The sequence below is a fragment of the Alloscardovia macacae genome, assembly GCF_002259705.1.
GTDB classification, from domain to species: domain Bacteria; phylum Actinomycetota; class Actinomycetes; order Actinomycetales; family Bifidobacteriaceae; genus Alloscardovia; species Alloscardovia macacae.
In genome coordinates, this window is the sequence record NZ_MWWT01000004.1 from 44,471 (window position 1) to 61,159 (window position 16,689).

At 56.4% G+C, this 16,689-nt stretch carries 16 protein-coding genes, 1 tRNA gene and 1 pseudogene; 2 read left to right on the plus strand and 16 right to left on the minus strand.

Annotated features, from left to right (window positions below; all coding sequences use genetic code 11):
• Nucleotides 1-101 precede the first annotated feature (101 nt).
• Nucleotides 102-461 (plus strand): thioredoxin, encoded by a 360-nt coding sequence (gene trxA, locus ALMA_RS02585; RefSeq protein WP_094726270.1) that lies wholly within the window; start codon nt 102-104, stop codon nt 459-461.
• A 484-nt stretch (nt 462-945) separates the two neighbouring features.
• Nucleotides 946-2,001, plus strand: a complete 1,056-nt coding sequence (locus ALMA_RS02595) for an aggregation-promoting factor C-terminal-like domain-containing protein (protein WP_094726272.1) — start codon at nt 946-948, stop codon at nt 1,999-2,001.
• 338 nt (nt 2,002-2,339) lie between these two features.
• On the opposite strand, the gene ALMA_RS02600 is transcribed toward ALMA_RS02595, so the two are convergent.
• The 16 genes and pseudogenes from ALMA_RS02600 to ALMA_RS02665 form a co-directional block, all read right to left on the minus strand.
• Nucleotides 2,340-2,555 carry a hypothetical protein gene (locus ALMA_RS02600; protein ID WP_094726273.1) on the minus strand — a complete coding sequence of 72 codons (216 nt, stop codon included), beginning with the start codon at nt 2,553-2,555 and terminating at the stop codon, nt 2,340-2,342.
• Nucleotides 2,556-2,579: 24 nt separating this feature from the next.
• The gene (locus tag ALMA_RS08025; protein WP_148140236.1) at nt 2,580-2,858 is read right to left on the minus strand and encodes a hypothetical protein; all 279 of its coding nucleotides are present in this window, start codon (nt 2,856-2,858) and stop codon (nt 2,580-2,582) included.
• Between the two features lie 174 nt (nt 2,859-3,032).
• On the minus strand, nt 3,033-4,430 hold the full coding sequence (locus ALMA_RS02605; protein WP_094726274.1) for a C1 family peptidase: 1,398 nt from the start codon (nt 4,428-4,430) through the stop codon (nt 3,033-3,035).
• Between the two features lie 120 nt (nt 4,431-4,550).
• A complete protein-coding gene (locus ALMA_RS02610) occupies nt 4,551-5,930 on the minus strand; it encodes an NCS2 family permease (RefSeq protein ID WP_094726275.1) in 1,380 nt (459 codons plus the stop codon).
• A gap of 147 nt (nt 5,931-6,077) precedes the next feature.
• Nucleotides 6,078-6,857 carry a phosphate ABC transporter ATP-binding protein PstB gene (gene pstB / locus ALMA_RS08185; RefSeq protein ID WP_086106801.1) on the minus strand — a complete coding sequence of 260 codons (780 nt, stop codon included), beginning with the start codon at nt 6,855-6,857 and terminating at the stop codon, nt 6,078-6,080.
• 18 nt (nt 6,858-6,875) lie between these two features.
• A complete protein-coding gene (gene pstA / locus ALMA_RS08190) occupies nt 6,876-7,835 on the minus strand; it encodes a phosphate ABC transporter permease PstA (protein ID WP_211278327.1) in 960 nt (319 codons plus the stop codon).
• Entirely contained in the window at nt 7,836-8,783 is a 948-nt protein-coding gene (gene pstC, locus ALMA_RS08035) for a phosphate ABC transporter permease subunit PstC (RefSeq protein WP_148140237.1), read from the minus strand. It abuts the gene before it with no gap.
• Nucleotides 8,784-8,803: 20 nt separating this feature from the next.
• Entirely contained in the window at nt 8,804-10,021 is a 1,218-nt protein-coding gene (locus ALMA_RS02625) for a phosphate ABC transporter substrate-binding protein PstS (protein ID WP_094726276.1), read from the minus strand.
• 467 nt (nt 10,022-10,488) lie between these two features.
• Nucleotides 10,489-11,217: an HNH endonuclease family protein gene (locus tag ALMA_RS02630; RefSeq protein WP_094726277.1), complete on the minus strand. Its 729-nt coding sequence runs from the start codon at nt 11,215-11,217 to the stop codon at nt 10,489-10,491.
• A 35-nt stretch (nt 11,218-11,252) separates the two neighbouring features.
• Complete coding sequence (locus ALMA_RS02635) at nt 11,253-12,149, minus strand: aldo/keto reductase (RefSeq protein ID WP_094726278.1); 897 nt, start codon at nt 12,147-12,149, stop codon at nt 11,253-11,255.
• A 610-nt stretch (nt 12,150-12,759) separates the two neighbouring features.
• Nucleotides 12,760-13,455, minus strand: coding sequence for a 50S ribosomal protein L1 (gene rplA / locus ALMA_RS02640; protein ID WP_086106795.1), 696 nt, complete (start codon nt 13,453-13,455; stop codon nt 12,760-12,762).
• 62 nt (nt 13,456-13,517) lie between these two features.
• The gene (rplK, locus tag ALMA_RS02645) at nt 13,518-13,949 is read right to left on the minus strand and encodes a 50S ribosomal protein L11 (protein ID WP_086106794.1); all 432 of its coding nucleotides are present in this window, start codon (nt 13,947-13,949) and stop codon (nt 13,518-13,520) included.
• A gap of 203 nt (nt 13,950-14,152) precedes the next feature.
• Nucleotides 14,153-14,830: pseudogene (gene nusG / locus ALMA_RS02650) on the minus strand (transcription termination/antitermination protein NusG); the annotation flags it as partial.
• A 73-nt stretch (nt 14,831-14,903) separates the two neighbouring features.
• Nucleotides 14,904-15,137: a preprotein translocase subunit SecE gene (gene secE / locus ALMA_RS02655; protein ID WP_086106792.1), complete on the minus strand. Its 234-nt coding sequence runs from the start codon at nt 15,135-15,137 to the stop codon at nt 14,904-14,906.
• Nucleotides 15,138-15,186: 49 nt separating this feature from the next.
• Nucleotides 15,187-15,259: transfer RNA gene (locus ALMA_RS02660), tRNA-Trp, on the minus strand.
• A gap of 211 nt (nt 15,260-15,470) precedes the next feature.
• Nucleotides 15,471-16,670, minus strand: coding sequence for a pyridoxal phosphate-dependent aminotransferase (locus ALMA_RS02665; RefSeq protein WP_094726279.1), 1,200 nt, complete (start codon nt 16,668-16,670; stop codon nt 15,471-15,473).
• Between the last annotated feature and the right edge of the window lie 19 nt (nt 16,671-16,689).

Here is a 16,689-nt window from a genome sequence, read left to right on the forward strand (position 1 = left end):
GAGCAAATCTATGGAATGTTTTCCCTGTGTGGGTAGTTAGACGTACTATAAATACGGAACCAGCCGTGAAGGGGACGGCAGAGAGCACGAAGGGAACGCACATGGCCACTCACGCTATAGCACAGGCAGAGTTTAACTCCGTCGTAGATTCGAACGACATCATTCTCGTAGACTTCTGGGCCACGTGGTGCCCACCATGCCGCGCATTCGGCCCAGTGTATGAGAAGGCATCCGAAAAGCACGAGAATATCTACTTCGGTAAGGTGGACATCGACCAGAACCAGCAGCTGGCCCAGGCTGCGAACATTCAGGCAGTGCCTACCCTTATGGCCATCAAGAACGGGACTGTGGTCTTCCAGCAGGCAGGTGCCCTGCGCGCGTCTGACCTCGAAGATGTCATCGCTCAGGTGGAGAAGCTGGACATGAGCACGGTGGAGACGACGGAGGCTGCTGAGGCGTAGGCTCATGCCCTGGGGCACCGCTTTCTCGCGGTTATGCTACAGTAAAAGTATATGAACGAGGGAGACTCGACGGGATTTATCCAAGCGGTTTTCCACTGTAATGGCAGGCGATTTCGTCTGCCATTACTTTTTTCTATACTTCTGATTCTTACTCGGAAAATTTATCTTGGTCGCTATCTTGGTCGGTCGAGTGATTATTTCTATCCCAGTTCGCTCAATATCCTCACTCTTCTCTTTCCGCCACGTGAAGGAGGCAGGAGTGCAAAGAGAAAAATTGACCTTCTTAAGCCGTCTCGCTCTCAGCACATTCTCGCGGACCGGTGGCACAGATAGAGAGCTGATGGTAAGATAGAAGAACGCGTGCGTGAGCATGCGCAGACTTTTACTCGGACATCCGGCGCTGGGTTCCACAGGAATTCAGTCATGCGTGAGGTCTGAGAGATATAACTGAAGATCGATATTATCCGCAGAACAAAGGAAACGAATGCCTGGTAGACATGGACAGCCCACTGTCCCATTACGCAAGAAAATGACCCGCAAGCACTGGATAGCTGTAGGCGCTGGAGCCACAGCTACGGTACTGCTCGCCTCCGGCGGCATCTTTGCGACGGCTGCGTATCTGGGCGGCTCACATGCTACTGGAATAACCGCGTACTCCATTAACGAACTCGCGAGTAATACACAGGATGTATCCCGAAGCACGCTGCGTGCGGCTCTGAAGAATGGCGAAGGTGACTCTTCAGCAGATTCGCAGTACATCCAGGTCAGCATAAATGGCGTCAAGCGCATGGTCGTGGGCACGAAGTTCACTACTGTCCGCTCCGTTCTGGCCGCGGGGAACATCACTCTGGAAGACACGGACACCGTCTCTCCATCGCTGGATACGAACGTGACCGAGTCCACCACCATCACCATTACCCGTGCGAACTCGGAAGTGCAGACGAGCGAGCAGGCTATTCCATATAACACCGTAGAAGTGCAGGATGATACGCTGACCGAAGGCACCCGTAAGGTGACCACGAAGGGTCAGGAAGGCGTCCTCGAACAGACGAACCTCGTGACGAAGAATGGCGAAAACGTCATCTCCACCACGACCGTCGCAGAATATGTGAAGACCGCACCAGTAGACGAAGAAGTGCACGTGGGCACGAAGAAGGCAGCAACGAGCTCGTCTTCCAGCAGCTCCTCGAGCTCTTCCTCGAGTAGCGCGGCGAGCGCGAACCTCGGCACCACTACCCCAGTAAGCGAAGCACAGTCCATCGCTCATGACATGGTCATCGCTCGCGGCTGGTCTGAGTCTGACTTTACTGCGCTCGTGAAGCTCTGGAATAAGGAATCCGGCTGGCGTACCACCGCTGCAAATCCTTCCGGCGCTTACGGCATCCCACAGGCACTGCCTGGAAGCAAGATGGCGTCCGCTGGTGCTGACTGGCAGACGAACGCTACCACGCAGATTACGTGGGGCCTGAACTACATCGCCGGACGCTACGGTACTCCATCGGCTGCGTGGGCGCACTCGCAGTCTATGAACTGGTACTAAAGCTAAGCGGGGTTTGGGCTTGAGATCTTGAGGCCACAGGCTGAAGCTTGCAGCTAAACGCTAAAAAAGGGCTCCGAGATTTATTCCTTATGGAATGAGTCTCGGAGCCCTTTTTTCTCCCTCTTTTCGTATCGCGATACGAGGGCGGAACGAAAACACACTTCGCCCGCCGCCGAACATGCAGGTCGCAGGCACGTAAGCTGTAAATCATCTCATTTTGCCCTCTACGCTCCCTCGATGAGGAGCCTTTAACGCCGAAAAATGAGACGATTTACAGCCAACGTTCCTTTCAGGCTCGCACTCCTCCTTCACACTCCCCTTCCCGCTCTTCTCACCCCTTACCGGTACATATTCCCCCGGTCTATCTGCCGCGATATCTCGCGCAAGTCGCTCGCCATCTGTCGGTCATACTCATCTCCCCGAGCCAGCTCCTGTGCTTTACGGTCGAGATGCCCCTGCACGGCGAAGTAGGATATCCAGGCGATTACGGCCACGATGCCTGCGATGATGAGGATGACTTTCAGCACTCCCCACACAGCTGCCCACGTCATCATGAGCTGCTCCTTTCTCTATCATATTTAACCGCGAGAGCCTACTCCATATACAGCAAAACACTGTTGTTGCTGCCGAGCTGTGCCCCAGATTCCTACTCCTTTACATGTCTCTTCAGTAGGAATCCAATGATCAAAACATTCATTACCCCGCATAAAGTCGCAACGCTTCCTTAATGATGCATAACCATGCGAAACACTTTCACCGGTGCTATCAGCTGCAAACGAATAATTCATAGTAAAACCAAAACCAACTATCACGATAGCTGATACCACAACAGAACATACTCTAGATATATGCTTCATAATATTCCTTTCTATCATCGTTGAATAGGTTCTATTATTTTACTCTAGCAATAATATGAAGTGTCCCTTTTGTCCAAATACCGAACAAAAAGGACACTCCAAACATACCAGTAGTAAAAATCTATGAAGTCGAGTTCCTACTGAAATTTTTGCCAGTTCTGTCCATATCGTCCACTACCGGCACATACGGCTCACCGGCTGCCATGGCTCGACTTCCACGGTCTCCGCTTCGAGCAGCTCAGCCGGCAGATACTTCTTCAGCACGATGACCTCACGCACGAAGCGGTCGAACCATGCACCCGACGCTACATAGTAGCCATCCTTACCGTTATCCTTACCCCAGCTGTTTTCCACCTTCCAGCGGTTCGGCTGGCCATTCTCGTCAAGGTTCAGGCCCATGAAAGTCATAGCGTGGTTGCTCGGGTAGTCCATGTACTCGAGCCCCTGCGCCTTATCCAGCATGAAGCTCGTGCCGAAGAGCTCATCCACGCGCACCGTACCCTCGTCGAAGTACCCGGCACGACGCAGAGCGAACTGGGTGCAGTCGCAGGCGAACCACACTGGATGGCCGTCCTTAATCATGCTCGTAGCAGCCGCACGGAACGTATCGAGGTCCACGTTCAGCGCATCCATATTCCCCGCCTCGATGACCGTGGCTGAGTTCTTATACGCATAACGCTTTCCGTATGGAGTGGACTCGAGTGGGCTGTTTATGACAGTCTCGTAGTCATTCACATCCACTGGCACATACTTTTTATAGAATTCCAGCGGCGTGATGCCGAGATCCACGATCTGCTTGCGTTCGTCCTTTCCGGATTTTCCAGATTTCTGCTTCTTTTCGTCTTCCTTCTCGCCCTTCTCCGCGTCATCCTCCACGCGCGCGAAGAAGTCAAACTTTACCGGCGGCTCACCCAGCGAGATAGCGCACATGCGGTACACGAGATCCATGTACTCGTCCTTGCGAGCGCGCAGCTGCTCGAGCGACTCGCCCTGCTTGTGCGCCTCGCGCATCTGGATGGCGAATTCGCGCAGCTTCGAGTTAATGTACTGGATGAAGTCATCCGAACTGCGCGAGTTTGCAGACTCGGGATACGCGCTCTTCGGCACGAGACCGTACTTCGTGACGAGGTCTGCGAAGCCCTTCCACCAGTTTCCGTCCTGTACCGGGCCCTCGTTAATGAGCTGGAAGCGGCGGTCGTCCGTCGGCGCGTCGATGGTCTCGAGCACGTATTCGAGATACGTGTTCGCCTTCTCCATCTTCTCCCAGAAGAAGAGATAGTTTTCGGAGAACTCGAAGTCTGCGATGTTCCACTTATGCATGAGTTCGTAGCGCAGGACGTTCAGTCCGGCGAACATCCAGCAGCGTCCAGAATTTCGCTGGTTCGTGATGCTTCCCTGCTTGAGTTCCACGTTAAAGTCCATCGGCACGGCGCGCGCTCCGGCGTATGCCGTGGCCGCCTGCAGGACTCCCATGCTGACTGCTGCGTTCGCGGCGACGCGGTTCGCGCGGTCTGCATTAAAGTGCTCAGAGTACGTCTTCAGTGATGCTATGTTCAGAGCTTTTTCTGCCAATTTTTCCTCCTATGGTCACTTCCTTCTAGCATACGCGCGTGGCGGTATTTCGAGGTACGAAAAGGGCGCAGTCCTCGTGTCGAGAACTGCGCCCCCTGTACGTGCGTCTGTACGAGACTCTTACACGATGGCCTGCAGAGCCAGATCTGCTATGAACAGAATGGCCACAGCCCAGATGATAGGGTGTACCTTCGTGGCTTCCTTTGTGCAGGTCTTCACGATGCAGTACGTGATGAAGCCAGCCGCGATACCATACGAGATGGAGTACGAGAAGGCCATGAAGATGCCCGTGAAGAAGGCTGGAATGGCCACAGACAGGTCATTCCACTCGATGTCTGCGAAGGAGCTCATCATCATGCAGCCCACGATGACCAGAACTGGCGAGGTGGCTGCGCTAGGAATAGCGGAGATGATAGGAGCGAAGATGGTGGACAGTGCGAAGCCGATGGCCACGACCACAGAGGTCAGACCCGTGCGTCCACCTGCAGCGATACCCGCAGCAGACTCCACATACGTGGTGGTGTTCGACGTACCCAGCAGGGAACCGATGGAGGTAGCGGTCGCGTCTGCGAAGAGAGCCTTATCCATCTTCGAGCTGAAGCCGTGTCCTTCTTCCATCTCCTTCTCATCCTGCTCAGAGAAGATGCCTGCACGACGACCCGTTCCGATGAACGTACCGATGGTGTCGAAGGTGTCAGACAGGGAGAACGCGAAGATGGTCACCAGCACGAGTGGCAGGCGCGATGCGTTCGAGAAGAGGGATGGGAAGCCAGCAGGAGTGAAGATGGCCAGGAAGGTCTCTGGAAGCTGCTGGAATGCCTGAACGATGCTCACCGACTGACCCATGTTCGTCACGCCGTATGGAATACCGATGAGTGCTGCCACAGCGATGGCGATGACGAAGGCACCCTTATTCACCCAGGCGAGTGGTTCTGGGAACTTCACGAGAAGCATGGCCACTGCTATGACCAGACCGATAAGGAAGATCTGCAGGTTAGGATCTGCGAAGGAGGAGAGCGCTGGAGCGCCAGACTCGAAGTTTATCACCTTAATGTTCAGCAGACCCACGTAGGCGATGAAGATACCGATACCGCCACCGATGGCATGCTGGAGCATAGGTGGGATGGATTTGATGATCATCTTACGAAGCGACGTCGCGGTGATGACGATGTTTATGATACCGCAAACGAACACCATGGCCATAGCTTCCTGCCAGGTGAAGCCCACGCCCTTCACGACGGTGAAGGTGAAGAATGCGTTCAGACCCATGCCCGGTGCGAGACCGTATGGCACGTTTGCGAACAGACCCATGATAAGCGTACCTATCATGGATGCGATGATGGTAGCGAGGAATACTGCACCCCATGGCATACCCGTCTGGCCGAGCATGCTAGGGTTTACTGCGATGATGTAGGCCATCGCGAAGAAGGTGGTCAGACCTGCGGTGATTTCGGTGGATACCGAGGTTCCGTTTTCCTTCAAGTGGAAGAACTTTTCCATGATCTTCGATTTTCTTTCTTCTCTAATTTTTTGTATTTACCGTGTCCGCGCTTGAAGACCTCCCGCGTACACGTCCCAGTCCATACGACATATGCCTCTGAAATGAGTCGAGGCTGCACCTACAGGGCAGCCTCGCATATCTCCTATTTAACCAAAACGACCGGAAATGTAATTTTCCGTCTCTTCGGATTGTGGATTGGAAAAAATCGTGGTGGTATCCGCCATCTCCACGAGATGGCCTGGCTTACCAGAACCTTGGGTGTTAAAGAACGCCGTCGTGTCGCTGACGCGCGCAGCCTGCTGCATGTTATGCGTGACGATCACTATGGTGAACTCGTCCTTCAGCTCGCCGATGAGATCCTCGACCGCCAGCGTGGAGATAGGATCCAGAGCCGAGCACGGCTCATCCATGAGGAGCACTTGCGGGTGTACGGCCACGGCGCGCGCGATGCACAGACGCTGCTGCTGACCACCAGACAGACCTATTCCCGGCTTATCCAGACGGTCTTTCACGTCATTCCACAGCGCTGCACCACGCAGAGCCCATTCGACGAGGTCATCTGCATCCGACTTCGCGATGCGCTTGTTATTCAGACGCACGCCAGCCAGCACATTATCGCGGATGGACATGGTAGGGAATGGATTCGGGCGCTGGAAGACCATGCCCACGTCGCGGCGCACAGCCACAGGGTCCGTATCTGGCGCATAAAGGTCTTTACCCTCGAGCAGCACTTCGCCCTTCACATGCGCGCCAGGAGTGGTCTCATGCATGCGGTTCAGTGTGCGCAGCACGGTAGACTTACCGCAGCCCGAAGGGCCTATGAAAGCCGTCACTTTATTCGGCTCGATGACCATGTTCACATCATCTACTGCGTGGAAGTCCCCGTAGTAGACGTTCAAGTGATTCACGTCGATGCGTTGTCCCATAGAAACTACCTTACCTTATTACTTCGTCTTTACGGCGAAGACCTTCGCCACGAGTCGGCCTATACCATTCAGCACCAGCACGAGCAGAATGAGCACGAGAGCTGCTGCCCACGCACGCTCCATGCGGATACCTGGCACACACACGCCCCACGCGTCCGTTCCCAGCGCAGATCCTGCTGGGCAGGAGGCCATACCCTGCTGGAATTCGTTATACACGTACACCGGAAGCGTGGTCATACGCCCGGAGAAGAGATTAAAGTTCGTGCTCGAGATGGATCCGGCCGCGATGAGCAGCGGCGCCGTCTCGCCGATAACGCGCGCTATGGCGAGGATAACGCCCGAGACGATTCCTGGCAGGGCAGTGCGCAGCACGATGCGCACGATGGTACGCGACTTCGGGACTCCGAGTGCGTATGCGGCTTCGCGCAGATCCACCGGCACGATGGAGAGCATCTCTTCGGTGGAGCGGACGATGGTCGGAATCATAAGAATTGACAGCGCGGCCGAACCCACGAAACCGTTCACCGTACCCGGCCCGAAGATCAGGCTGAACATGGAGTACGCGAAAAGTCCGGCGACGATGGACGGAATACCGCTCATCACGTCGATGAAGAACGAAATGGTCTTATGCAGACGTTTTTTCGCGGAATACTCGACGAGGTAGACGGCCGTCATGATGCCGAGCGGCACCGAGATGACCATAGCGCCGAGCGTAATTTCGAGCGTCCCCACGGCCGCGTGCAGGATGCCGCCGTACGGATACAGCCCGCCCACGACGCCGCGCATGTTATGAGTCAGGAAGTACCAGTCGAACCGCGTGATGCCGTGGACGATGGTCGTATACAGCACGGAAACGAGCGGAATGACCGCGACGAGGAAGGCCGCGTAGATGAGCACGCGCATGAGCATGTCCGTGCGTTTGCGCGCGGCGAGCGAGGAGCGCGTCGGCTTGAATTTGTCGAAGTCTGGAGTGCGCATTTACTTCTTCTCCTTCTTTCTGAAGGTCAATTTTCCGCCGCCCTTCGTGATGCGCCGAGCGATGTAATTCACGATGAAGGTGATGACGAAGAGTACGAGGCCCGACGCGATAAGCGTAGACACGCCGAGCGAATCCGCTTCAGGGAACTGAGCAGCGATGTTCGCGGCGATGGTCTGGTTCTGCGAGGCTGTGAGCAGGTGAATGCCGTATGTGCTTCCCGGAGACAGGATCATGAGCACAGCCATGGTCTCGCCGAGTGCACGGCCCAGGCCCAGCATCGAGGCGGAGACGAGGCCATTCGCGCCAAATGGCAGAACAGCGAGCTTAATCATCTCCCACTTCGTGGCGCCGAGTGCCAGCGCAGCCTCCTGCTGAAGCAGCGGAGTCTGAACGAAGATGTCGCGTGCCATGGAGGTGATGATAGGCAGAATCATCACCGCGAGAACCACAGCGACCGTGGCCACCGTGCGCGGAGGATTCGAGACAGGACCCGCGAAAAGTGGAATCCAGCCGAAGACGGCATTCACCACCTGCCACACCGGATACATATTCGGCACGAGCACGAGCGCTCCCCACAGGCCATATACCACAGACGGAATGGCTGCCAGCAAGTCCACCACGTAGCTCAGCAGCGACGAGAGTCGCTTCGGAGCATAGTGCGAGATGAACAGCGCGATGCCCACGGCCACGAAGAAGGCCAGCGCGAGCGCGAGGCCCGAGGCCAGCACTGTACCGAAGATAAGCGGCCCCACGAAAGCTAAGAAGCTCGTGGTGCGGCCACCTGTAAAGGAGGAAATAGTCTTCTCGGCGGCAGCACGGTCTCCGAAAAAGACAGGCGATGCCTGGATGAGCAGGAAGACGAAGACCGCGGCCAGCACACCGAGGATGAGGATGCCTGCAGCAGTGGCAGTCCAGCGGAAGAGTTTATCTGCAGTGAGTTTTTTCATACGGATGTCTCTTTTCTCGCCTAGTTCTTCGCCGCTGTGCCCGAAGAAGCTGCTGTGATGGAATCGATAACCGGCAGCATCTTCTCCCGCAAACTCTGTGGGATAGGCGCCGAGCCAGCATTATCCTGAGATATCTTCTGACCTGCGTCGCTGAGGGCATAAGTGAGCCACTGCTTCGTGTACGTGGCTGTGCGCGCGTCCTTATACACCGGGCAGGCGATGTCATAGCTGACGAGCGCTATAGGATACACGCCCGATTCCTGGGTGGCGTAGTTCACATCTATAACGAAGCGCCCATCTGCACCGAGCGAGTCCGAGCTCGCAGCCGATTCGTCGATGAGCTTCGCCGTCGCTTCAGGCGACGGAGCCACATAGTCGCTGCCCACACCCACAGCCACGGTGCCGAGGCCCGAAACCTGCGCGAAGTCCGCATATCCTAGGGTGCCCTGCGCCTGACCGATGGTCATGGTCACAGCTGGAGTGCCCTTCGCACCCTGTCCGAGGCTGTTCGGCCAAGTCTCGCTTGGCTCGCTCGTCCAGTCATTCGGTGCGGTGTGATGGAGGTAGGTCTGGAACGTCTTCGTGGTACCGGACTTATCCGAGCGCCATACGGGCGTAATCTCGAGAGAAGGAAGCTTATCCGCTATATCCGGGTTTTCTTTCTTCAGCTGTGGGTCATCCCAGGAAGTGATTTTCCCTGTAAAGATCTTCGCTATGGTGCTCGGGCTCATGTGCACCGAGCTGTCATTCAAGCCATAGTCAGACAGATTATAAGCCACAGCTATAGGAGAGACGTAGACGGGAATCTCGAAAGCTGTGGATCCTAGACATACGGCCTGGGAAGACTGAATCTGCTCGTCGCTCAGTGAGGCATCCGAACCAGCCCAGGCCACTGCTCCCGTGAGGAAGGTATTCACGCCAGCTCCAGACCCCGACGGGTCATAGGACATGGCTATGTTCGGCTGAAGTGCACTGTAGCCCACGATGAGGGCATCCACTGCCGACTTCTGAGACGATGCGCCCGCTGCAGCGAACTCTCCGCTTAACTTTTCCGTATACGAGCCCTGCGCCTGAGCGCTCGACTGTGTCAGAGATGGGCTCGGAGTGTTATCTCCGCAGGCTGCGAGGCCACAAAGCAAAACCGACGCACTCGTGCCCACGAGGACAGTGCGAAGGATACGACGCCATGGCTGTGCAGACTGCACACACTCAGAATGATCATTATGTGATAGACGCATAACTTCTCTCAGTATTCATGATGTAATTCATGGAACATATACATTCGCATTTTACCGCATCGGCGTGCCAAATATGTTACGGCCCTGCTACAGCGCGCTCTGCACGCTCCCCGCGAACGGCGCCCGTCCATCGCGCCCCGCCCCACCTTACGTAAAGATGCCTTACATAACGCCCACTCGCACCGAGAAACACCCGACGCGCTCGGTTTCGTTTACCAGCCTAACTATTTTTTTTCCTAGTAAAATCAACTATTAAGCCATTCTTCGCCGAAAGAATAAAAGAATTTTGTTTTTTACGGCGCGTTCATTTGAAATGCCGCCCGAGAGTTGCTATATTTTTAAGTGGGCCGGTGATTATCCTCTATTAACCCTCTTCTCTTGGAATCATCGGCTTTTCTCTATGTCGCGCAGGAGCGAACCGTCAGGGACGTTCCTGCGCACTTCTTTTCTGAGAGGAAAAATTGACCTCAGCTGCTCGGCACAGCCTGAGCAGGACAGCCGTGCAGCACCTTCAGCATCGCGTCCTTCTCCGCGCTCGTCACACTCAGCGCATACTTCGCCTTCACGCCTATCTGCCGCGCCACGTACGCACAGTCGAAACTCGCGTTACTCGGCAACCACTGATCCGCCGCCGCATCCGACTTCTCCTGATTCGCCGGGCCGTCCACAGCCAGCAGGTTATACGGGTCGTTCCCGAAACGGCGCAGCTCGTCCGTCTTCCACTTATACGCGCCGGAATTCCACGCGTTACTCAGCGCCACCACGTGGTCTATCTGCACGGCTTTACTCGTCTGCACGCCGCGCTGAAAATGAATGGTCTTCCCGGTATACGGGTCCGCGAGTGTGCCCGACTGCACTTTACACGAACTGCCCGCGCGGAACTGCACGTTCGTCAGATCGCGGGCGAGCACATCTTCGCGCGCGTCGCACCCGTTTGAGTCCTCGTCCGTCTCCCGGAAACCGAAATACTCGCGATTATACCGGCTCAGCGGCTGCGGGTCGTCCACCACCTGGAGCGTCTGCAGAACGTCCGCCGCCTGCCCCGACGCCGTATAGCCGCCCGTCGCGCGGTCCACGCTCGAGCTGATGTACGGCAGCAGATACCCGACGAGCACGCCGAGCAGCACGACCGCCGCGACGAGCGTGTTCCACCTCTGCTGGGCTTTGCTCAGCTTTCTTCTTTTTCTTCTGGCCAATTCTTCCTCGTCCTTCCGCTGGTTAACTGTACGACTTAGCTGTACGAGAACGTGGCGGGATCGTGGCCAGCACGCGTCTGCGTATTCAGAGAGTCGAGGAAAGCTATGTCCTGCGAGGTCAGTGTAATCTGCGCGGATGCGAGGTTCTCGGCGAGACGGTCGCGGTGGACGGACTTCGGAATGATGATGGTGCCATTCTGGAGATGCCAGGCGAGAATAATCTGCGCGACTGTGGCCTGGTGGTTTTTCGCTATATTCTCTAGTTCTGCCCCGCCCGCTGTCAGGTCCGCACCGCGCGCCATCGGCGAGTATGCCTGCACGGCTATGCCGTGGTCCCGGCAGTACTCCACGACGTCGCGCTGCTGGAAGGTAGGGTGTAGCTCTATCTGATTCACAGCTGGGTACTCTCCCACCTCTGCATAGAGGCGGTCGAGGTCAGACGGCATGAAATTACACACACCGAGGGTTTTGACACGTCCATCAGCGCGCAGCTCAGTGAACGCGCGCCACGTTTCCTCGCTACGCCAATCAAACGGCGTCGGCCAGTGAATCATATACATATCCACATAGTCAGTGCGAAGGAGAGCGAGCTGACGGTCGAACGCTTTTCGTGCGGAGTCGTAGCCCTGCTCGGAGTCGCGCAGCTTCGTGGTCAGCCAGAGCCTTTCGCGGTTTTCTCCTGTGGCGAAGCCTGCTTCGGCCAGGCCACGGCCCACACCGTCTTCATTCCCATAGCCCGCCGCCGTGTCGATGTGCCGGTATCCTACCTCGAGGGCGTTCTGCACGACCCGCGCTACGTCACCGTTATCGATGCGCAGGACGCCTGCGCCTATCTGCGGGATGGAGCGGCCATCGTTCAGAGTGATGGCTGGGGCTGGGGCTGCTGGAGCTGCTGGGGTTGGGGTCGCTGGCACAATTCGTTCGTCTGTCATGCTTCCAGACTAGCGGAGGGCATGCCCGCTGAGGGCGGCGCCGTGCACTTATGCGCACTTTAGGGCTAATCCCGACGCAGCCTCTGACAGTTTCTGGCTAATCCCGACGCTCGCCCTCGTCGAGCCTGGAATTCCCACCGTGCAGAATGGCTTGAATACGGGAATCATCGTTCCAGATCCCTGTCCGGCGAAAATTGAGCGTCGGGATTAGCCCAAAAGTGACGGGTCCGCGTCCTAATTAGCCCAAAAGTGCTCGAAAAGCAGTCTGCACTCCTACGAACCCCACCTCTCACAGCAGGAGTGAGCTTTTCAGGACACCTGCAGCTCATCCCCACAGCACAAATCGGCATAAACACTAGGTTCTCCTCTGCATGGAGCCAGCACGCAAACCCTCGAAACGTCCCAAAAAGCTCACTCCCCCCTCGAGCAAGCCGCATATCCTTCCACCCAAGCCACCCCAGTCAGCCCCAGCCCAGCCCCACACCAGCCCCACGCAAAAAGCGCCCACACTCCGGACGGAGTATGAGCGCTTTCGCGTACGTACATAAGTACAAGGTTCTCGTCGCGAACCTTTACCGGTCCCTAAAGCTAGAAGCCGGTCAAGCCGAAACTATGCAGCCAGTGGAGCCACATCCAGTGGAACACCAGGGCCCATCGTGGAGGTCATGGTGACCTTCGTGATGTAGCGGCCCTTCACGGTGGCTGGCTTCAGACGGCGGATTTCGTCAGCTACTGCGCGGAAGTTCTCTTCGAGAGCCTCTTCCGTGAAGCTGAGCTTACCCACGATGAAGCTCAGGTTACCGTGGCGGTCCACGCGGAACTCGATCTTACCACCCTTAATGTCAGACACAGCCTTCGCCACATCCATGGTAACGGTACCAGTCTTAGGGTTAGGCATCAGGCCACGAGGACCGAGCACACGACCCAGACGGCCGACCTGACCCATCATATCTGGGGTAGCTACTACTGCATCAAAGTCGGTGTAACCCTTCGACACCTTCTCGATGAGCTCTGCATCGCCGACCTCGTCTGCACCAGCTTCGAGAGCTGCGGTAGCCTGTGGGCCACGTGCGAAGACGATCACGCGAGCGGTCTTACCAGTGCCGTTAGGCAGGTTCACGGTGCCGCGAACGAGCTGGTCAGCCTTACGTGGGTCTACGTTCAGGTTATAAACAGCTTCGACGGTCTCGTCGAAACCGCGAGCTGGCATGCTCTTGAGCAGAGCGATAGCTTCAGATGCGGTGTAGAGGTTAGAACGATCTACCTTTTCGGCAGCTTCGCGATACTTCTTAGAACGCTTAGTCATCTGCTTCTCCTTAGCAGTCGCAGTGTGGGCAAGCGTTTGCCCTTCTGCTTCGTGGATAAATACTAGTCGGTTACGGTGATACCCATGGAACGTGCGGTACCCTCGATGATCTTCATGCCTGCTTCGATGTCACGAGCAGACAGGTCAGCCATCTTGGTTTCAGCGATCTCGCGTACCTGTGCCTTGGTTACGGAACCTACCTTGGTGGTCAGTGGGTTACCTGCACCCTTATCCACGCCAGCTGCCTTGCGAAGAAGTTCTGCTGCTGGAGGGGTCTTCAGAATGAAGGTGAAGGAACGATCCTCGTATACAGTGATCTCTACTGGGATGATCTGACCGATCTTATCCTTCGTAGCATCGTTATACTGCTTCGTGAAGTCCATGATGTTCACACCATGGGAACCGAGTGCTGGACCCAGTGGTGGAGCAGGATTAGCCTTACCTGCAGCAATCTGCAGCTTGATGAGTGCTGAGACTTTCTTCTTAGGAGCCATGTTATGGTTCTTCTTTCTGTGAGCGGTTCTACGGAGCGCTTTCACGCCCCTCCCGCGACTTTTACTTTCGGCGCCTTCACCCGGTATCCCGCGTAAAGGCCAGCCTTACTATTTTGCTCTAGAGGAAGGACAATTCTTCCTCTACCACACGCGCCGCGTGTACCCTTCCGGATACACGCGGCGCAGTGCGAAAAACGAAAATCTTAGTCGATCTTTTCGACCTGGTCGAAGCCCAGTTCTACTGGTGTGTCACGACCGAATATGGACACGAGCACAGACAGCTTCTGCGTCTCTGCGTTCACTTCAGAGATGACAGCTGGCATCGTAGCGAATGGACCATCAGTGACGGTCACAGACTCACCAGCGGTGTAGCTCACTTCTATCTGACGTGCCTTCTGACGGCCAGTGGAATCTCCTGCTTCCTTCAGCGCTTCGGAGCGAATCATAGGAGCCATCATGGAGACTACTTCCTTACGGGACAGAGGAGCTGGCTCACCGCCATTACCCACGAAGCCTGTTACACCTTCGGTCTCGCGAACGATGCGACGAGCATCCTCATCTGGCCACATGCGGATGAGCACATATCCTGGGATGCGCACGCGGGTGACGATCTTCTTCCCCTTATCCGTGTGCTGCTCGACCTCTTCCATAGGTACTTCTATCTGGAAGATCTGCTCTTCGAGACCATAGGAGGTGATGCGGGATTCCACGTTCATCTTCACACGCTTCTCGTATCCCGAGTAGGTGTGCAGAACATACCACTTTCCTTCGAGTCCACGCAGAGACTTCGAGAAGGCCTGAACTGCCTTCTCACCAGCGTCGAGCTCTACCTGCTCTTCTGCTGCCTCTACAGATTCTTCTACAGCATCAGCAGTTTCTTCTACCTGATCTTCTATATTTTCAGTCATAATTCCCTACTGGGTCGTGTCGTATATACGCGTATGAAAAAAAGGATTACCCGAAGAGCGTGACCATCAGACGGCCCAGACCGAAGTCGAGGCTGGTGATGAACAGCATCAGCAGAACGACGAAGATGAAGACGGCCACAGACCAGCCGAGAAGTTCCTTACCGGATGGCGCGACGACCTTAGAAATCTCCTGGAACATCTGTCGGACGAACATGCCGATACGCACAAAGACATTAGGCTTGCTTACCTTGCCCACATTTGCGTTCTCAGACTTAGCCATGATGCAATCCTTTATCGTGTTACTAGCAGTATTCCTTCTACTGCCCTAGCAGGGGCCGCGGGACTCGAACCCACAACCTACGGTTTTGGAGACCGTTGCGCTACCAATTGCGCCAGACCCCTAGGTGTACTGTCTTTCGTCGTACACAATCCACGGGATTGCCTTATTATTCTGACAAACCCCCTCGACTATGCGCGGACGTTCGGCTTTTCAGCCGCCGAATGTCTAGTTTAGCGTGGAAGGTCGATTTCGTCTAATCGCTTATTTTTCAGCCCCTCCAGCGTGGCACGAATGCTAGGACGAGACGCGCCACGCCGAGGGGGAAAATTGACACTAGTCAGCCAGCCACGCGGACAGACGGCGCATCCCCTCAGCGAGGTCCGCGTCTGCCAGCGCGTACGAGAAGCGGATGTAGCCCGGCGCGCTGAAGCCCTCGCCCGGAACGGCCGCCACATGCACCTCGTCGAGGATGAGCGCAGCCAGCTCGACGGTCGTCTCGCAGACCGTGCCATGAGCACCGAGCGGACGGCCCAGCAGCGCGCTGAAGTCCGCGAACGCGTAAAACGCGCCAGACGGCATGGCACACGTGACACCCGGCAGCGCATTCAGCGCCTCGACGATGGCGTGGCGACGGCGGTCGAACGCCGCACGCATGTCTGCCACCGCACTGAGGTCTCCCGAAACGGCAGCCAAGGCCGCGCGCTGCGGAACGTTCGAGACGTTCGACGTCAGATGCCCCTGCAGCTTACCCGCAGCCTTCGCGACCGCAGGTGGAGCGACCATCCAGCCCACGCGCCAGCCGGTCATGGCATACGTCTTCGCCACGCCGTTCAGCACGAGCAGACGGTCGCGCACTTCCGGCACGAGAGCGCCGATGTGCGCCGTCGTACGCCCGTCATACGTCATGTGTTCGTAAATTTCGTCCGAGATGACCCACACGTCGTGCTCGATGGCCCAGCGCGCGATAGCTTCGAGAGTGTCCGCCGACCAGAGCGCTCCGGTCGGATTATTCGGCGAGTTTACGATGATGGCTTTCGTGCGGCTCGTACGCGCGGCTTCTATCTGCTCGATGCTCGGCTCGAAGTTCTGCTCAGCGCCCGCGAAGACCTCGACAGGCACTCCTCCTGCCAATTTTATGGTCTCCGGATACGACACCCAGCATGGCGTAGGCACGATGACCTCATCTCCAGGGTTCAGCAGCACCTGGAAGCTCATGTAAACAGCCTGCTTACCGCCATTCGAGACGACCACCTGATCTGGCGTCACATCGTAGCCGCTGTCTCTGAGGGTCTTCTGCGCTATAGCTGCGCGCAGCTCTGGCAAGCCAGGCGTGGCGGTATAGCGGTGATTCTTCGGGTCGCGCGCAGCCTCTACTGCTGCCTGCACGATGTTTTCTGGCGTAGGAAAGTCTGGCTCTCCCGCGCCGAAACCTATGATGTCGACGCCGCTGGCCTTCAGCGCCTTCGCTTTCAGATCCACTTCCAGCGTGGCCGAGGGCGCGACGTTCTGTATGCGTGTACTCAGTTCTGCCATAGCCTCTAGTGTACTGGGT

Coding starts and splice junctions, on each gene's coding strand:
- trxA (WP_094726270.1), top strand. CDS start 102: ATGGCCACTCACGCTATAGCACAGGCAGAGTTTAACTCCGTCGTAGAT.
- ALMA_RS02595 (WP_094726272.1), top strand. CDS start 946: ATGCCTGGTAGACATGGACAGCCCACTGTCCCATTACGCAAGAAAATG.
- ALMA_RS02600 (WP_094726273.1), bottom strand. CDS start 2,555: ATGATGACGTGGGCAGCTGTGTGGGGAGTGCTGAAAGTCATCCTCATC.
- ALMA_RS08025 (WP_148140236.1), bottom strand. CDS start 2,858: ATGAAGCATATATCTAGAGTATGTTCTGTTGTGGTATCAGCTATCGTG.
- ALMA_RS02610 (WP_094726275.1), bottom strand. CDS start 5,930: ATGGAAAAGTTCTTCCACTTGAAGGAAAACGGAACCTCGGTATCCACC.
- pstB (WP_086106801.1), bottom strand. CDS start 6,857: ATGGGACAACGCATCGACGTGAATCACTTGAACGTCTACTACGGGGAC.
- pstA (WP_211278327.1), bottom strand. CDS start 7,835: ATGCGCACTCCAGACTTCGACAAATTCAAGCCGACGCGCTCCTCGCTC.
- pstC (WP_148140237.1), bottom strand. CDS start 8,783: ATGAAAAAACTCACTGCAGATAAACTCTTCCGCTGGACTGCCACTGCT.
- ALMA_RS02625 (WP_094726276.1), bottom strand. CDS start 10,021: ATGCGTCTATCACATAATGATCATTCTGAGTGTGTGCAGTCTGCACAG.
- ALMA_RS02635 (WP_094726278.1), bottom strand. CDS start 12,149: ATGACAGACGAACGAATTGTGCCAGCGACCCCAACCCCAGCAGCTCCA.
- rplA (WP_086106795.1), bottom strand. CDS start 13,455: ATGACTAAGCGTTCTAAGAAGTATCGCGAAGCTGCCGAAAAGGTAGAT.
- rplK (WP_086106794.1), bottom strand. CDS start 13,949: ATGGCTCCTAAGAAGAAAGTCTCAGCACTCATCAAGCTGCAGATTGCT.
- secE (WP_086106792.1), bottom strand. CDS start 15,137: ATGGCTAAGTCTGAGAACGCAAATGTGGGCAAGGTAAGCAAGCCTAAT.
- ALMA_RS02665 (WP_094726279.1), bottom strand. CDS start 16,670: ATGGCAGAACTGAGTACACGCATACAGAACGTCGCGCCCTCGGCCACG.